This is a genomic window from Caulobacter sp. 05T431 (assembly GCF_056665975.1).
Genome location: NZ_JBFTKU010000004.1, coordinates 130,592 through 148,931 on the forward strand (window position 1 = coordinate 130,592; position 18,340 = coordinate 148,931).

Annotated in this window: 4 protein-coding genes; 1 reads left to right on the plus strand and 3 read right to left on the minus strand. The window is 73.3% G+C overall.

What is annotated here, in order from left to right; all coding sequences use genetic code 11:
• Positions 1-46 precede the first annotated feature (46 nt).
• Positions 47-2,200 (minus strand): TonB-dependent receptor, encoded by a 2,154-nt coding sequence (locus AC1U89_RS05610; protein ID WP_479898748.1) that lies wholly within the window; start codon positions 2,198-2,200, stop codon positions 47-49.
• A gap of 152 nt (positions 2,201-2,352) precedes the next feature.
• Complete coding sequence (locus AC1U89_RS05615; protein WP_479898749.1) at positions 2,353-3,099, minus strand: GntR family transcriptional regulator; 747 nt, start codon at positions 3,097-3,099, stop codon at positions 2,353-2,355.
• Positions 3,100-3,242: 143 nt separating this feature from the next.
• Between AC1U89_RS05615 and AC1U89_RS05620 the strand changes: the two genes are divergently transcribed.
• Entirely contained in the window at positions 3,243-4,583 is a 1,341-nt protein-coding gene (locus tag AC1U89_RS05620; protein ID WP_479898750.1) for a CitMHS family transporter, read from the plus strand.
• 26 nt (positions 4,584-4,609) lie between these two features.
• Here the strand turns inward: AC1U89_RS05620 and AC1U89_RS05625 are convergent, their stop codons facing one another.
• Positions 4,610-18,142, minus strand: coding sequence for a hypothetical protein (locus AC1U89_RS05625; RefSeq protein WP_479898751.1), 13,533 nt, complete (start codon positions 18,140-18,142; stop codon positions 4,610-4,612).
• Between the last annotated feature and the right edge of the window lie 198 nt (positions 18,143-18,340).

Sequence of the window (18,340 nt, forward strand, 5' to 3'; positions counted from 1 at the left end):
CCGAGGCCGCGCCGATAGCGCGCGCCCGGTCCGCTCGAGGTCATGGTCAGCGGGTCCAGTTGAAGGTCACGCCGAAGGTGCGCGGCGGGGCGTAGGCGCCGAAGTTCGCGCCCAGGAACGAGCCCTGGAAGGTCCGCGTGACCTCGTTGCTCAGGTTCTTGCCCCACAGGGACAGCGACCAGCGGTCGTGCGGCTCGGTGTAGACGATGCGGCCGTCGTAGAAGTTGGTGGGCGACCGCCGCTCGGGCCCCTCGTTGGAATTGTCGTCCCAGATGCTGCTTTCGTAGCGGTAGTCGATCGCGAAGCGCACCGCGCCGCCGCCCGCCAACGACCAGTCGTACGAGGGCGACAGCACCACCTTGTGCTTGGGCACGCGGGCGATCTGGTTGCCGGCGTAGCTGACGCCCGGTTCGGCCTCGTACTCGTCGAACTTGGCGTCGGTGTAGCCGTAGGACGCCACCAGCTTGGCCCCATGGAACGGCCGCCAGCTGAGATAGGTCTCGTAGCCCTTGATGGTGGCCGCGCCGGCGTTGTCGGTGACCACGGCGCCGCTGGGCACGGTCCGACGGGTCTGCAGGTCGCTGTAGTCCATCCAGTAGAGGGTGTTGTTCCAGACCAGCGCGCCGCCCAGGAAGGTGCTCTTCTGGCCGAGCTCGTACTGGGTGGCGTGCTCGGGGTCGAACGCGTCGCCGGCCTCCTCCGCCGTCGCCGGCAGATCCTGGAAACCGCCGCTTTTGAAGCCGGTCGAGATCATCGCGTAGAACAGGTTGTCCTTGTTCGGCTGGAAGTTGACGCCGGTCCGCCAGGTCACCGCGTCGAACGAGGCCGAGGACGAGACGTCGAACGGCTCCTCGGCGCGGAACAGCGAGTCCCCGGCCAGGTCATCGACGCGGTAGTCCTTCTTGTCCTTGGAGTAGCGCAGGCCGCCGATCACCGCGAAGCGCTCGCCCAGCGGCACGGTGACGTCGCCATAGACCGCGTAGCTCTTCAGCTGGGCGTCCTGGGTGAAGACCTCGGTCCCTGCCCCGCCGATGTCCAGCACCAGGGTGTCGGTCCGGTGCGTGTCGCTGTTGAAGTTGTAGAGGCCGACCACCCAATGGACCGGGCTGTCGGGCAACGAGGAGAGCCGCAGTTCGTGGCTGGAGGCGTCGCTCGTCTCGGCGTTGCCGCCCTCGATGCCGATGAAGTTGGTCGTCGGGTTGCCGCCGTCGAAGTCGTAATAGGTGTCGTAGTCGAGGTCACGGTACGAGCCCAGATAGGTCAGGGTCGCGAACGACAGGTCCCAGTCGGCCTGGAAGCGCAGGCCCCAGGTGTCGCGGTCCTGGTGGCCGTCGATCGAGCCCGCCGAATGATCGCGATCACGATCCACCGTCCAGAAGGCCGAGTAAGGACTGCTGGTGTCGAGGTCGAGCACGTGCTGTCCCGGGCCGGTCCCACGGTCGCGCGTGCCGTCGACGCCTGCCTGGACACGGAAGGTCGGGCTCAGCTCGGCCGCCACCTGGAACCGACCGCTCAGGGTGTCCTGGTCCTCCAGCGAACCGCCGGTGAAGGTGTTGTCGACATAGCCGTCATGCTTGCGCCAGGCGGCGCTGGCGCGCACGGCGGCCTTGCCGTCGGCGAACGGCGCGTTGACGAAGCCCGCGCCCTCGAACCGGTCGTAGTTGCCGACCGTCGCCTCGACGCCTGTGTCGAAGCCGGTCAGGCTCGGACGCTTGGACACGACATTGACCGCGCCTCCGACCACGTTGCGGCCGTACAGCGTGCCCTGGGGTCCCTTCAGCACCTCGATCCGCTCGACGTCGAAGGCGTCGAAGGCGACCATGGCCGGGCGGCCCAGATAAATCTCGTCGAGGAAGACGGCCGAGCTCGGGTCGCCCGCGGCCCCGCGGTCGGTCGACCCGATGCCCCGGATGGCGATGCGCGGCTGCGAGGCCGGGAAGGCGTCGAACTCCAGGCCCGGCGTGCGGCTGGAGACGTCGTCGATCTCGCGGATGCGGGCTTCCTTCACCTGCTCGGCGCCGAAGGCGGTGACGGTCACCGGCACGTCCTGCAGGCGTTCGCTGCGGCGCTGGGCGGTGACGACCACCTCGTCGAGCATCGCGTTATCGGCCGACGCGGCCTGGGCCAGCGCGTGACCGGCGGACATCAGAGCCGTCGCGGCGACGCCGCACGCCAGCACCTTGCGCCTCATCGAGACCATATCGCCCTCCCCTGGGGTCATTATTGAACCCCGTCTCAGCGGGGATGCCGGGACGATAGACAGCCTGGATGCTGTCGGTCAACATATTGCATCCAATTTTATGTCTGTTTGAATGTGATCCTTGACGACAGCGGATGCGGGCGGCAGGTTCCCTAGCGAAGGGTAGCGATCGCCAGGATGCGCGCCTTGGTGCGGAGGACGTGTTCGATCATGAGGCGCTCGGCCCCCTCGCCGTCCCCCGCTCGGATCGCCGCCAGCAGGTTCTCGTGATCGGCTTGCGACTGGACGATGTGCGGCGGAACGGTCGCCGCGATCTGGCGTGCGCGGGGCGGCACGTGGGCCGCGACCGTGGGCGACACCCGCACCGCGTCGCCGAACACCGGATAGAGGATCGTCATCCGCATGGCGTGGCGCAGCACCAGGTTGTTGGCGGCATGGTGGATCCGGCGGTGGAAGATCCAGTTGCAGTCGTACCACTCGTATTCGATGGCTTCGGACCACTCGCCGCGATCGACGATGGCGCGGCCGCGCGCCACCAACTCGTCCAGCGGCTGGAGCCCCTCCTCCTCCCAGCCCTGCTCGATCGACAGCCGGCAGGCCAGGCCCTCGATCCGCGCGCGCACCTCGATCGAGTCGTAGATGTCGCCCAGGGTCACGGCGCGGACGGTGTAGCCGCGGTTCATGTTGTACAGCACCAGCCCCTCGGCCGAGAGCACGGCCAGGGCGCTGCGCACCGGCGTGCGCGAGACGTCCAGCTGGGTCGCCAGGGCCTCGGCGCGCAGGCGCGTGCCGGGCGCGATCTCGCCGGTGACGATCATCTCGCGCAGCCGCGTCAGCACCGTATGCGTGGCCGGCTCGGTGTTCTGGGGATCGGCCAAAGCCTCGGCGCCGTCCGTCATCTTCGCTCCCGCCATCGCATGCTCCGAGAATCTTCCAGTCGCCCCACGGTGAGCGATCCCCCGGAGCGATACAATCATCCGGCGCCGCGCGTCCCCCTCATTCAACCATCCGCCCCCGGCCGATCGCCGACGGAGACCTGCACGTGACGCCTGACATCCTGCTGAACCCGGCCTTCCTCGGCCTAGCCATGGTCGTGACCTTCATGACGCTGATCATGACCAAGCGCATGTCGGCGATCGCCGCCCTGCTGCTGGTGCCGATCCTGTTCGGCCTGATCTCCGGCGCCGGCGCGGGGCTGGGCCCGATGATGATCAAGGGCGTCCTGCAGGTGGCCCCCACCGCGCTGATGCTGGCCTTCGCCGTGCTCTACTTCGCGATCATGATGGACGCGGGCCTGTTCGATCCGCTGGTGAGGAAGGTGCTGGCCACCGTCGGCGAGGACCCCGTGCGCATCGCCCTGGGCACCGCCCTGCTGGCGACCGTGGTCTCGCTGGACGGCGACGGCACGACGACGGCGCTGATCGTCATCACGGCCATGCTGCCCGTCTACCGCAAGGTCGGGATGAACCCGCTGATCCTGGCCACCCTGCTGGGCTCGACCAATTCGCTGATGAACTTCGTGCCGTGGGGCGGACCGTCGGCGCGGGCGGCCAGCGCCGTTCACGCCGACCTGACCCAGGTCTTCCTGCCCCTGTTGCCGGCGATGATCGCCGGGCTCGCCGGCGTCTACGGCCTGGCCTGGCTGTTCGGCCGTTCCGAGCGCCGGCGGCTGGCCGGAGCGACGCCCGGCGCGGCGACCGCCGAGCCGCTCGTCGTCGCGCTCGACACGCCCGCCGACAAGGAGGCCGAAGCCCTCCGCCGCCCCCGGCTGTTCTGGCTCAACCTCGTCCTCACCGTGGGCCTGTTGCTGGGCATGATCCTGAGCCTGGCGCCGCTGCCGGTCCTGATGATGGGCGCGTTCGCCGTCGCCGTGACGATCAACTATCCGAACCTGCGCGAGCAGAAGGCGCGGATCGCCGCCCACGCCGACAACGTCGTCAACGTGGTGGTGCTGATCTTCTCGGCCGGCGCGTTCACCGGCATCCTGAACGGCACGGGCATGGCCGACGCCATGGCCACCGCCGCCCTGTCGGTCATCCCGCCGAACATCGGACCGTTCCTGGCGCCGATCACCGCCCTGGCCAGCATGCCGCTGACCTTCGTGATGTCGAACGACGCCTACTATTTCGGCGTGGTGCCCGTGATCGCCCAGACCGCCGCCCATTACGGCATCGCGCCCGAGGCCATCGCCCGCGCCTCGCTGATCGGACAGCCGGTCCATGCGCTCAGCCCGCTGCTGGCCCCGATCTACCTGGCGTGCGGCCTGCTGGGCGTGGACGTCGCCGACGCCCAGCGGTTCGCCCTGAAGTGGGCGGTGCTGATCTGCCTGCTGGTGTTGGGCGTGGCCCTGTTGACCGGCGCGGTCCCCCTGGTCGCCAGCTAGCGGTCCGTTCCCGATATCCGAGCCCGCTAGAAGCGGACCCGGATATCGAGGCCGGCCGATTGGGCGCGGGTCCGGTCGCCGAACTCCCGGTCATAGTTGAAGCGCACCGACACGCGGTCGTCTCCGATCACGTGGAAGTCGACGCCCGCCGTATAGGCGCTGCGGTCCAGGGTCGTGCCGATCCGCGCCGCTTCGGACGCCGGATTGGCCCCGACAAGGCGGAACGGCATCTCGATCCGGTCGGTCGTATTGAACAGACCGCCGACCCGGAACGCCACCGCCGTCTGGCTGCGCACGCCCTGGCGCATCACGAAGCCCAGCGTCACCTCCGGATTGGCCGTGCCGATGAACTGGGTGTGGGAAGCGCCGCTCGCGCCCAGGCCGCCCAGGCCGCCCTCGGCGAACTTCTGCTGGTGCAGGCCGGTGGCCCAGACGTTCAGCGCCGGCCGCACGAAGAGCCGTCCGTTCTCGACCACATAGGCGAAGCGCGCGTCGGTGCGCAGATAGCCGCTCTCCGGCTGGGCCTCGCCCCGTCCGGGCGCGAAGACCTCCACCGCGCGCGTGGTGTCCATCCACTGCCAGCCGCCGGACAGCGAGAACGCCATCTCCGCCGAGCCGTGGTCGCCGCGGTCGCTGCGCTTCTTCAGGCCCAAGCCGGCGTTGAAGCCCTGCCCCTCGGCCAGCGAGCGCATGTGGTCGACATCGACTCGGTCCAGCCGCTCGTATCCGACCGCCGCGGCCAGCGACCAGTCGCCGGACAGCGGACGTTCGAAACCGCCGCGCAGGCGCCCGCCCTCGACCTTGGCGCCGAGGGTCTGGGCGTCGGCCTCGCCGCGCGAGGTGACCCGCTCGATCGTCGCCCAGGCGCACTTGCCGTCCAGGCTCGCGCCGGGGCCGGCGCAGTCGAACAGCTGGCTGGAGAAGCTGTTGGCCGAGTACAGCTGGCTGCGCAGCGGCGCCAGGTATGGCTCGGGATTGAGCTCGCCGAAGATCCGCGAATAGACCGCTTCCTGGCCGGCTTCCAGATTGCCGATCAAGGCCATCAGACGACCCATGCCGCCGGAGTCGCCGGCCTGGATCGCCGCGTTCATGTGCCGGCCCAGCGCCTGGCCGTTGCCGTTCAGGAAGGCCTGGTCGAAGTGCGGCGTGAACGCCAGCTGGACACCGGCAGAGCCCGTCTGAATCCGGTAGTCCATCGCCAGGGTGTCGGTGATCTTCAGGCCGTTGTCGACGGCCGAACCGGACGCGAACAGGGTGACCGGCTTGGCGTCCTGCAGCCAGGTGAGGGTCACCTCGCCCGTCCCGGCCACGTTGGCCGATCCCGTGACGTCCACATGGTCGGACGCATAGGGCCCGAAGGCCACGTCGAAGGCCATGCGACCCGTCGAGGTCTGGACGAAGTCGCCGTCGATCGCGACCGTGCTGATCACGCGAAGCCCGTAATAGGGATTGGAGGCCGGATCGCCCAGGTCGTCGTAGTTGGCGAACTGCGCGCCGCCGGCCAGGTCGATCGGCGTGCGCGGCGCCGACAGGCCCATCACGAAGTTGCCGCTGTTGGTGAAGGTCCCGCCCGGCGTCGCGGCCGGCGACAGCGAGAAGGCCGCCATGCGGGCCGAGGCCAGATGGGTCGTCGCCGTTTCCCGCAGGACGATCGAATGGGCGGCGATGAAGGTCGCGCCGTCCTGGTTGACGAAGCTGTTGTCGCCGCCGCCCAGATCGACGTCGCCGATGACCACGCCCCGGTTGTCGACATGGTCGTCGCCGCCCGAGGTGCGGATGGCCAGGTTCGAGGTCGCCGAGAGGTGCCCCGTGTTGACCAGGGTGTTGTCGGCCCCGCCGTCGATCACGACGCCCGCGCCCGTTCCCGAGCCGCCGCGCGTCACGCCGTCCAGGGCGATGTCGATGTCGCCCGCGCCGCTGGAGCCGTGGCTCTGGGCGAAGACGGCCACGCCGTCCGCGCCGACCGCCATGACGTCGTCGGCCAGGGTCAGGGCGATCGAACCGCCCGCCCCCTCGCCGCCGGCCGTGCCCTGGTGGACGCCGTCGATCCAGCCGCCGCCACCGCCCAGGCTCTGGACCGCGACGCCGTAGGCCCCCGCCCCCGTCGTCAACACGCCGCCGGCCTGGGTGAAGGCGATGTCGCCGCCGTCGCCCCTGTTGTCCTGGTTCAGGGTCACGCCGTCGACGCCGCCGCCCAGCACCGCCCCGCCGCCGCCGCCGATCGACTGCAGCAGCACACCGTGCGCCCCCGCGCCGGCCGTGACGATGACGCCGTCCTGGTCGAGCGTGACATCGCCGCCGTCGCCCGCCGCGCCGCCGGTCGCGCCCAGGCTGGCCGCGCCTCCGCCGGGGCTGGTCAGGTTGACCACGCCGCCGCCCGCGCCGATCGACTGGACCAGCAGGCCCGCGGCGTGATCGCCCGTCGTGACGATCGCGCCGTCGAAGCGGGCCGTGACCGCCCCGCCCGACAGGTCCGTCCCGCCGGTCGAGCCCAGGCTCAGGGTCGGGGCGACCGTCGCCGCGTCCGCGCCCGTGACGACGACGTCGGCCACGCCGCCGCCGCCGCCCACGCTCTGCAGGATCGCGCCCGCGCCGAGGGCGCCCGTGGTGGTGATCCGGCCCTGGTGGTCGCGGACCACGGCGCCCCCGCCCTCGTCGGTCCCGTTCTGGCCGCCCAGGGCCACGGACACCGATCCGACCGAGGCGCCCTGCGCCACGTCCACCGTGACCACCGCCCGGCCACCGCCGCCGCCGATCGACTGGTCCAGCACGCCCGGCGAATGGGCGCCGTTGGTCAGGATGTCGCCGGTCTGGTTGTTGTCGAGGTCGCCGCCGAGATTGCGCGCGCCGTCGATCCCGCCCAGGGCCACGTCCACCGCCAGGGGCATGGCCTCGCCGCCGACCTCGGCCGTCGGGTCGACCGCCAGGGCCGACAGGGTCGACACCTCGTCCTGGGGCGTGGCCGCGACCTCCAGATTGACGCGCAGCACGCCGCCGCCGCCGCCGATCGACTGGTTGAAGATGCCGGCCGCGTTGGCGCCGCCCACCTGGTACGTGCCACTCGAGACCAGGAACACCGAGCCGGCGTTCATGTCGGTCGCGCCCTCGGCCCCCGCCCGCGCGGAGACCCGCGGATCCGCCGTCGCGGCGGGGTCGTTGGAGCCGCCGACCGGCAAGCCCTTGCGGCCGTAGACCTGCGTGATGTCGAAAGCCAGTTGGCCGCCGCCGCCGTTGATGCTCTGGAGCACGATGGCCTGCGAGCCCTCGCCCAGCGTGGTGATGTCGCCGGACTGGACGACCGCGACCTCGCCGCCCTGGCCGCCGTCGCCGGTCCCGACCGCGCCGAGCACGGCGTTGACCAGGCCCGACACGGCGATGACCCCGGCGTCGATCGAGGCCGAGATCGCCGCGCCGGCGTTGCCGCCGCCCCCGCCGATCGATTGGGCCACGATCCCGTCGGCGTTGTCGCCCAGGGTGACGATCGAGCCGGCGTTCTCGACCAGCACGTCGCCGCCGTCGCCCCCGTCGCCGCCGATCCCGCCCACCGAGATCGCGGGCGAGGACGTTTCCTTGCCGAAGTCCAGTCCCAGGGTCAGCACCATGCCGCCGTTGCCGCCGCCGCCGCCGATCGACTGGGCCAGGATTCCGTGCGCCCCGTCGCCGCTGGTGCCGATGACCCCGTCGTTCTGGACGGTCACTTCGCCGCCGGTGTTGCCCGAGCCGCCCGCGCCGCCGATGTTCAGCGACGCGGCAGTGGTGCCCTTGCCGCCCGTGATCAGGTTGACCGATCGGATCGAGCTGCCGTTGCCGCCGCCCCCGCCGATCGACTGGGCGAAGACTCCATAGGACTCCTTGCCCTCGGTGACGATGAGGCCGGACTGGTCGTCGTCGGCGACCGGTCGGTTGGTGACGGTGACGTCGCCGCCCGTGCCGCCGCTCCCACCAGAGCCGCCGATGTTCAAGGCCGTGCGCGTCGTCGAGCGCTCGCCGGACGAGATCGAGCCGCCGTCGTTCATGATCCCGGCGTCGCCGCCGCCGCCGCCGATGCTGTTGGCCGAGACGCCAGACGAGTAATCGCCCTTCGTCCAGATCAGGCCGGTGTTGACGACGTCGACCGTCCCGCCCGTGCCGCCGGTCCCGCCCGAGCCACCGATGTTGATGAACGCCGAGATGCGCGAGGCCGTCCTGGCGCCGCCGGCGCCTTGGGTCGTGTCGGACGACGAGCTGAGCGTCGCGCCGCCCACGCCGCCGCCGCCGCCCACCGATTGGGCTCGTATGCCGTCGGCGAACTGGCCTTCGGTGGCGATCTGGCCCTCGTTGAGGACATCGACCGCGCCGCCGACGCCGCCCGCGCCGCCCGAACCGCCCAGGGCGATGCTCATGGCGCCGGCCGAGGAGTCGCTCCGGGCGGCCTCCACCGGCCTGGCGATGGTGACGGTCGCCCCGCCCACGCCGCCGCCGCCGCCCACGCTCTGGGCCAGGACGCCGTCGGACCGGTCGCCCGAGGTCCAGACCAGGCCGCTCTGGGTCAGGCCGACCGCGCCGCCGTCGCCGCCGGTCCCGCCATCGCCGCCCAGCACGACCTTGCCGGTGAAGGTGCTCATGATCAGGTTCAGCGCCATGCCGCCCGCGCCGCCGCCGCCGCCGACCGACTGGGCCAGCAGGCCGCGGGCCTCGTCGCCGCGCGTGACGACCTGGGCGTCGCTGGTCACCACGATCCGGCCGCCGTCGGCGCCCTGGGCGCCTTGCAGGCCGATGGTCATGCCCGCTTCGTAGACCTGTCTTTCGGCGTCGCTGCCGGTCGCGGTCTGGGCCCCGACCGAGATCGCGCCGCTCTTGCCGCCGCCGCCGCCGATCGACTGGGCGTAAAGGCCGCCGGAGCGGTCGCCGGTGGTGTCCAGCGCGCCGCTGATGTCGATCGACAGATCGCCGCCGGCCCCGCCGGTTCCGCCCTCGCGACCGATCGCGATGGCCAGCTTGTTGCTGGCTCCAAAGGCGAAGTTGCTGTTGAGCATGGCGTTGCCGCCGCCGCCGCCCAGGGACTGCACGATGATCGCGTCGGAATCGTCGCCCTTGGTGACGATCGAGCCGTCCTGGACCAGGGTGATGTCGCCGCCGTCGCCGCCCGAGGTGGGGTCGCCGCCCAGCGCCAGGGCCAGGGCCGTGGTCTTGGGGAAATAGCCGGCGCCGATGTTGTAGTTGGCGTTGCCGCCGCCGCCGCCCTGGGACAGCACCACCAGGCCGTCGGAATTGGCCCCGTCGGTCGAGATGTCGCCGCGGTTGGTCACGTTGACCTCGCCGCCGTCGCCCGAGGCGCCGCCGTTGCCGCCGATCGCCATCGACACAGCCAGGCTCTTGCTGGTCGCGGTGTCGGCGTCCACGCCCGCGGTGGAGAGGCCCAGCACCGCGTTGACGCCCGCGTCGCCGCCGCCGCCGCCCGTGGACTCCACGTAGACGCCGGTCGAGTTGTCGCCGAACGTGACGACCGAGCCGGCCCGGACTTCGTCGTCGTCGGGATCGCCGCGCACGACGGTGATGTCGCCGCCGTCGCCGGCCGCGCCGCCCGAACCGCCGACGCCGATGGTCAGCGGGCTGCCCGACAGGGCCACCACGCCCGTGACGTTGATCCCGCCCGAGCCGCCGCCGCCGCCGATGGCCATCACCGACACGCCCTTSGCGCCGCCGGTAAAGGTCGCGGACGCCAGGCGGGTCTTGCCCGCGGCGTCGGTCACCGCCTTGGCGTTGACGATCACGTCGCCAACGCTGACCAGTGAGATGTCGCCCGCGTCGGCCCCGACCCCGCCGTTGCCGCCGATGCCGACGCCCAGGGCGTAGCCGCGTTCCTCGCTGCTGCCGTTGGTGGCCGAGAGCGTGACGTTCAGGCCGCCGTCGCCGCCGCCGCCGCCGATCGAGCGCACCAGCACGCCGCCGGCCTCGACGCCCTGGACCCAGACGTCGCCCGTCTGGACCACCGAGACGTCGCCCGCGACGTCGCCGTTCCCACCGCCGCCGCCGACACCGAACGCGATCACCGGCTCCGAGCTGTCGGAACCGCCCTTGATCCCCCCGGCGATGTTGATGCCGCCGTCGCCGCCGCCGCCGCCCAGGGACTCGACCAGCAGGCCGCGCGAACGCCAGCCGTGGGCCGAGAGGTCGGCGTCGACCGCCGCCGTGACGTCGCCGCCCTTGCCGCCGCCGCCCCCGAAGCCGCCGACACCCAGCGTGGCCGACCCGTCCAGCGCGAAGCTGCCCGCGACGTTGATCGCCCCGCCGCCGCCGCCGCCACCGATGCTCTGGATGACGACCGCCGATTCCGTATCGCCCTTCGAGGTGATGACGGTGCGCTCGTCCTGCGTGCTCGCGATGGTCGTCGTGACGTCGCCCGCGTCGCCGCCAGAGCCGCCGAAGCCGCCGATGCCGATGGCCGCCGCGCGGCCGGCGCTGTCGGAACCGCCGTTGATCACCAGATCGCCGGTGACGTTGATCCCACCCGAACCGCCGCCGCCGCCCAGCGACTGGACCATCACGCCGCTGGAGCCCATCCCGTTGGTCTCGCCCACGACCCGACCTTGCGCATCACGGACGTAGCCTGTCGTGACGTCCTCGCCGGTGGTGACGCTGCCGGTGATCGTCGCCGTCACGTCGCCCGCATCGCCGCCGCCGCCGCCGAAGCCGCCGACGCCCAGGCCAAGGCCCAGGGAGTCGCTCTCCAGGCTGACCGAGATCGTGCCGGTCACGTTCAGCCCGCCCGAACCGCCCGAGCCGCCCACCGACTGGACGCTGATCCCGTCCGAGCTGTGGCCGTCCGTCTGGGTCAAGCCGGTGTGGGTGACGGTGACGTCACCGGCGTCGCCGCCCACGCCGCCGAAGCCGCCCAGGCCCATCGCCACCGTGCCCGCGTCGCCCGAGGCGATGTTGATCGCGCCGGTGACGTTGATCGCCCCCGCGCCGCCGCCGCCACCCAGCGATTGGATCAGCGCGCCGATGGCGTCGTCGCCCTCGGTATGGATGTCGCCCGTGAGGCTGGCGGTCACCGCCGCCCCGTCGCCGCCGCCGCCGCCGAACCCGCCGACCCCGACGCCGATCAGGCCGCTCTGCACCTCGGCCGCCGTCACCGACAGGCCGCCGGTGACGTTCATGCCGCCCACGCCGCCGCCGCCGCCCTGGCTGACCACGGCCACGCCCTTGGCCGCGTCGCCCTTGGTGTGGACGTCGCCGACCAGGTCGGCGACCACCGCGCCGGCGTCGCCGCCGCCGCCGCCGAGACCGCCGATCCCGACGAGCACCGAAGCCGCGTCGGTGGCGACGGTGATCCCGCCGCTGACGTTGAAGCCGCCCGCGCCGCCGCCACCGCCCTGGCTCTGCACCAGCAGACCCACGGCCTTGGAGCCCCGGGTGAAGACGTCGCCGGTGACCTCGGCCGACACCGCGCCCGCATCGCCGCCGTCGCCACCCGAACCGCCGACACCCACGCCGACATTGGTGGCCGTGTCGGCCGCGATCGACAGCTGGCCCGCGATGTCGAAGCCGCCCGAACCGCCGCCGCCGCCCACGCTCTGGGCCACCACGCCGCGCGAGCCGTAGCCCTTGGTGTAGGCCACGTAGTTGGAGTCGCCCGTCGCCGAGGCCGCGTTGCTGGCCAGGACCAGGGCCACGTCGCCGCCCGAGCCGCCGTCGCCGCCCGAGCCTCCGACGCCCACGCCGATATTGGTCGCCGCGTCGGCCGTGATCGACATCTGGCCGGTGGCGTTGAAGCCGCCCGAGCCGCCCCCACCGCCCACGCTCTGGGCCATGACGCCGTCGCTGTCGCCGCCCTCGGTCAGGATCTGGCCGATGATGTCGAGGTCGACGCTCCCGCCGCCGCCGCCGTCGCCGCCGGAACCGCCGACGCCCACGCCGATCGAGGCGCCGCCGGCCGCGGCGATCGTGGTCGTGCCGGTGACGTTGAACGGCCCCGCCCCGCCGCCGCCGCCCACGCTCTGGGCCGTGACGCCGGCCGAGCCGCCGCCTGCCGTCTCGACATCGCCGCGGAGGGTCGCCTGGACGCTCCCGCCGTCGCCGCCGTCGCCGCCCGAACCGCCCACGCCCACCGCGACGCCGGCGCCGGACTGCCCGGTGACCGACAGCGCCCCGGMGATGTCGAAGCCGCCCGAACCGCCTCCGCCGCCCGCGCTCTGGGCCAGCACCCCGCGCGAAGCCGCGCCTTCGGTGTGGGCCAGGACGCCGCTGTCGCCCGTCCCCGACGCCAGCTCGCTGGCGGCCGTCAGGGTCACCGACGCGCCGTCGCCGCCGCCGCCGCCCGAACCGCCGACGCCCACGCTGACGCCGCCGCCGCTGCCGGTGGACGCGTTGACTGTACCCGAGACGTTGAAGCCGCCGTCGCCGCCCCCGCCGCCCACGCTCTGGGCCACGATGGCGTCGCTGAAGCCGCCCTGGGTCGAGGCTCCGCCGGCGACCTCGAGCGATACCGCCCCGCCATTCCCGCCGTCGCCGCCCGAACCGCCGACACCGACCGAGACCGTGGCCGCCGAACCGCCCGAGGCGCTGAGGCCGCCGGCCACGTCGAATCCGCCGCCACCGCCGCCGCCACCCACGCTCTGAGCCTTGATCGCGAAGGCCCGCTCGCCCAGGGTCGTGACCTGACCGGTCAACGCGGCGATCACCGCCCCGCCGTCGCCGCCGCCGCCGCCCGAGCCGCCGACGCCCACGCTGACGGCGCCCGCCACCGAGCCCGAAGCGCCCAGCGCGCCCGAGACGTTGAAGCCGCCGCTACCGCCGCCGCCGCCCACGCTCTGGGCCAACAAGCCGTGCGAGAGGTCGCCCTCGGTCTGGATGTCGCCGATGATCGCGGCCAGCACATCGCCGGCCGAACCGCCGCCGCCGCCCGAGCCGCCCACGCCGACGCTGACCGCGCCGCCGCCGTMGCCCGCCGCACCGAGCGTTCCGGCCACGTTGAAACCGCCATTGCCGCCGCCCCCGCCCACGCTCTGGGCGGTCACCGCGTCGGCGTCGCCGCCATAGGTGGCCGCCGCCCAGGCGGCTTCGGGATCGCCGCCCGCCGCCGCGCCGCTCTTCATCGCCAGGGTCACGTCGTCGGCCGCGCCGCCGCCGCCGCCCGAACCGCCCACGCCCACGCTGGCCGCGAAGGCCGCCGTGCCGGCGACGCCCAGGTCGCCCGAGACGTTGAAGCCGCCGTCGCCGCCGCCGCCGCCCGTGCTCTGGGCCAGCACCGCCTCGGCGCCGTCGCCGAAGGTCAGCACCACGCCGGTCACGCCCAGCTTCACCTTGCCGCCCGCGCCGCCGCCGCCGCCCGAGCCGCCCACGCCCACGCTGGCCGCCCCGCCGATCCCGCCGCTCAGGGCAGCGTCGGCGCTGACGTTGAACGCGCCCGAACCGCCGCCGCCGCCCACGCTCTGGGCCACGACGCCCGCGGAGTCATCGCCCAGGGTGGCCACAACGCCGTCCACCTGCCCCTCGACCGCACCGCCGTCGCCCCCGCCACCGCCCGAGCCGCCCAGCCCCACGCTCAGCGACGCCGCGCCCGTGCCCGAGGCCGCCAGCGCGCCGGAGATGTCGATTCCGCCCGAGCCGCCGCCGCCGCCCACCGACTGCACKACGACCGCGTCGGAGCGGTCGCCCAGAGTGGTGATCAGGCCCGACAGCGTCGCCTTGACCGTTCCGCCCGCGCCGCCCTGGCCGCCCGAGCCGCCCAGGCCCACGGTCAGGGCGTTGGCCGAGGCGACCTCGGCCGAGGCCGCGCCGGAGATGTTGAAGCCGCCGCTGCCGCCGCCCCCGCCCACGCTCTGGGCCAGGAAGCCGCCCGACTGGTCGCCTTCGGTGTGGATGTTGTGGGCCGTGGCCTCGACCGCGCCGCCGGTCCCGCCGCCGCCGCCCGAACCGCCCAGGCCGACCGCGACGGCCAAGCCGCCGCCGGTCCCGATATCGACGCCGCCGCTGATGTTGAAGCCGCCCGAGCCGCCGCCGCCGCCCACGCTCTGTACGATCACGCCGGTMGACTGATCGCCGTAGGTGACCACGTCGTCCCCAATGTCGGCGACCGCGCCGGCCCCGTCGCCGCCGCCGCCGCCCGCGCCGCCCAGGCCCACGCCGATCGCCCCGCCGCCGCCGGTCGACAGCGACAGCGCGCCCGAGACGTTGAAACCGCCGCTGCCGCCGCCGCCGCCCACGCTCTGCACCAGCACGCCCACCGACTGGTCGCCGCCGGTGGTGACCACTCCGCCGGTCGAGCCATAGGCGTCGCCGCCGTCGCCCCCGCCGCCGCCCACGCCGCCGACCCCGACGCCGACCGCCCCGCCGGACGCCGCCGTGGAAAGCGCCCCGGCGACCGCGAAGCCCCCCGCCCCGCCGCCGCCGCCGACCGACTGCACCACCAGGCCCGTCGAACGGTCTCCCGAGGTGGTGATGTCGCCCCCGACGTAGCCCGACACCGAACCGCCGGCGCCGCCTGTTCCGCCTGTCCCGCCGACGCCGGCCGCGCCCGCGCCCGCGTCGCCGACCGCCAGGACCACCGCGCCGCTGATCGCGTAGCCGCCGTCGCCGCCGCCGCCGCCCACCGACTGGATCAGTGCGCCCTTGGAATCGTCCTCATGGGTGGTGATCTTCCCCTCGAACGCCGCGCCGACATTGCCGCCGTCGCCGCCCGCGCCGCCTTGGCCGCCCACGCCCACCGACGCGGCCACCGCCGCCGCGACGCCGCCCGCCCCCGAAAAGGCCAGGGCGTAGCCGCCGGTCCCGCCGCCGCCGCCCACCGACTGGGCCACCAGGCCCGTGGAGAACCGCCCGTCGGTGTCGATCGAACCGCCCGACAGGATATCGACCTGGCCGCCGTCACCGCCACCGCCGCCTTGCCCGCCGATCCCGACCGCGAAGGCCGTGCCCGCCGGTTGGCTGGCCGCGACCGCCAGGCTCAAGGCGTAGCCGCCCGCGCCGCCGCCGCCGCCCACGCTCTGGGCGAAGATGCCTTCGGCGCTGTCGCCCCTGGTGGTGATGCTGGCGTCGCCCTCGATCCAGACCCCGCCGCCCTTGCCCCCGACCGCGCCGTCGCCGCCGATCGCCGCGCTGGCGGCGCCGCCGTAGCCCACCGTCAGGGCGCTGGCGAAGCCGCCCGCGCCGCCGCCCCCACCCACGCTCTGGGCGAAGATCCCGCGCGAGCGGTCGCCCTTGGTGTCGATGGTCGGATCGACGTCCACCGTGGCCCCGCCGACCGCGACGGAGATCGGGACCAGGTTGACGGTCACCGCGCCGCCGTCGCCGCCGCTGTCGCCCTGGCCGCCGATCGCCGCCCCGGCGAACACCGAGATCGAGGACGCCGTGCCGCCGCTGCCGCCGCCGCCGCCGATCGACTCGGCGAAGACGCCGTTGGAGTCGTCGCCCGCCGTGTGGATCGCCCCGCCGTGGGTGACGGTCACCGAGCCCGACTTGCCGCCGATGTCGCCTGAGCCGCCGATGGTCAGGAACACCCCGCCCGACGAGCCGCCGTCCCCGCCGCCCCCGCCGATCGACTGGGCCTGGATGGCGCTGGAATGGTCTCCGGAGGTGTTGATCGCGCCGGTGTTGGTCACCGACACGTCGCCGCCGTCGGCCGCCGCGCCGCCGTTGCCGCCCAGCGAGACCAGGCCGCCCGCGTCGCTGCCCGCGCCGCCGCCGCCGCCGATCGACTGGGCCAGCACGCCGCGCGCGAAATCGCCCTCGGTGGTGATCCAGCCGGCGTTCTGGACGGTCACCGCCTTGCCGTCGCCGCCCGAACCGCCCTTGGCGCCCAGGGCGACCAGGCCGATCGAATAGCCGCCGGCCCCGCCGCCGCCGCCGATCGACTGGGCCAGGATGCCCGTCGCGCCCTTGCCGTAGGTGTGGATCGACGAGCCCGAGCCAGTGACCACCGTCACCGTCCCACCGTCGCCGCCGGCCCCGGCCACCGTGTCGCCCAGCGATACGATGCCCGCGCCGTCGCCGGCCGAGCCGCCCGAACCGCCGATCGATTGGGCGATGATCCCGTAGGCGTCGTAGCCGCTGATGTCTTCGCCGGCGGCGTTGAAGTCCCAGCCGGACTCGTCGCCCGTCACGATGGCGCCGTTGTTCTCGACATAGACGCCGCCGGCGTTGCCGCCGGTGCTGCCCGACGCCGCGCCGGCCACGATGCCGTAGCTGGAGCCGCCCGTACCCGCCCCGCCGCCCAGGCTCTGGGCCGAGATGCCCGCCGAGCCGTAGCCCACCGTGTGCAGATAGCCGTAGTTGTAGACCCTCACGTCGCCGGACTCGGCGGCCGCGCCGCTGACCGCGCCGTCGGTCAAGCCATAGCCGTTGCCGCCATCGCCGCCCTTGCCCGCGCGGCTCTGGGCGAAGATCGCCGCCGCGCCCTTGCCGGTGGTCACCACCTCGGCCTGGTTAGTCAAGTTGACGTCGCCGCCCGCGCCGGCCTTGCCGCCCGTGCCGCTGTCCACGTAGCCATAGCCGTTGCCGCCCATGCCGCCGTCGCCGCCCTGGCTGATGGCGAAGATGCCGGCCAGCTTGTCGGTCGAGGTCTTGATCGGACCGTCGGCGGCGTAGACGGTGGCCGTGACGGTCTGGCCATTGCCGCCGTCGCCGCCGTTGCCCGGCTCCTTGCCGACGGTGACGCAACCGAACCAGCCGAAGCAGATGCGCACGCCGCCGCCGTCGGCGCCGTTCTTGCCGTTGGCGCCGATGCTGGAGAAGATCCTGTTGCCCACGTCGCCCGCGCCGCCCCACGAGGTCAGCGCGCCGTTCGGGTCGGTGGCGCCCGTGGAGCCGGCCGGCGGGTTCACCAAGGGCGTGACCAGGTTGAAGGCGACGACGTTGTTGGACGCGTCCTTGACCTTCAGCTTGGGATGGGCCGGATCGGTGTTGTCGACCGACACCACGGTATAGGTCTTGCTGGTCCCCGCGGGATCCGGCGTGCCGTCGTCGGCGTGGTTCCCCGTGCCCTGGTCGGCGACGGTGAAGGTGGTGCCCGCGGCCATCGGCACCAGGATCAGGTTGCCGCTTTCGGTGCGGACCGTGATCGCGTTGACGATCTCGGCGATCTCTTCCTGCTGGCCCGTGGCCGGGTTCGTGATCAGGTCGTCGACGTGATACGAGGCGGTCGGATTGGGCGGCGGGGCCGGATCGGCCGCCGCCAGGGTCGGGGCGGCCACCGCCACCATCGCAGCCACGGCCACGGCCAGCCGGCGCAGGTCGCGGCTCATCCGCTTGCCGATCGTGTTTCGCCCACCGACGGGCGCGAGGCCCGGCGCGGCGACCTCGATATCGGACTCTACAGGGATCAGCGCCAGTCCCGCGGCCAGGGCCAGGAAGCCGTCATGCAGCGCGATCAGGTCCGGGTTGCGGCTCTGCGACAGCAGGCCGGCGATCTCCAGCACCTGGGTCCGGGCCGAGGCGCGGTCGGCGTTGGACAGGTCGCGCGCGGCGGCCAGCTTCTCCAACCCGCGCAGCATCAGGGCGAGCTTGGCGCACGCCGCCTTCGGAGCCGCGGCCATGCCCACCATGGCGTCGTTCTCGTTTTCAGGCGTCGGCGCTTGCACTGTGTCTACCTTCCGTTGCGCGCGGAAATCTTCCGCCGGCGCGCGCGGCCGGAAGCGGTCGTTCGACACGCTTCACCTTTCAGGAGTTGGGTGGGGTTCGGGCCTGACGGTCGGCCGCGAGAGAGGTCAGGCCCGCGATCTCGGACGCAACCTTCGCGGCGGCCCGCGCGAGGGCGCGGGCGCAAGTGTTCGCGGGAC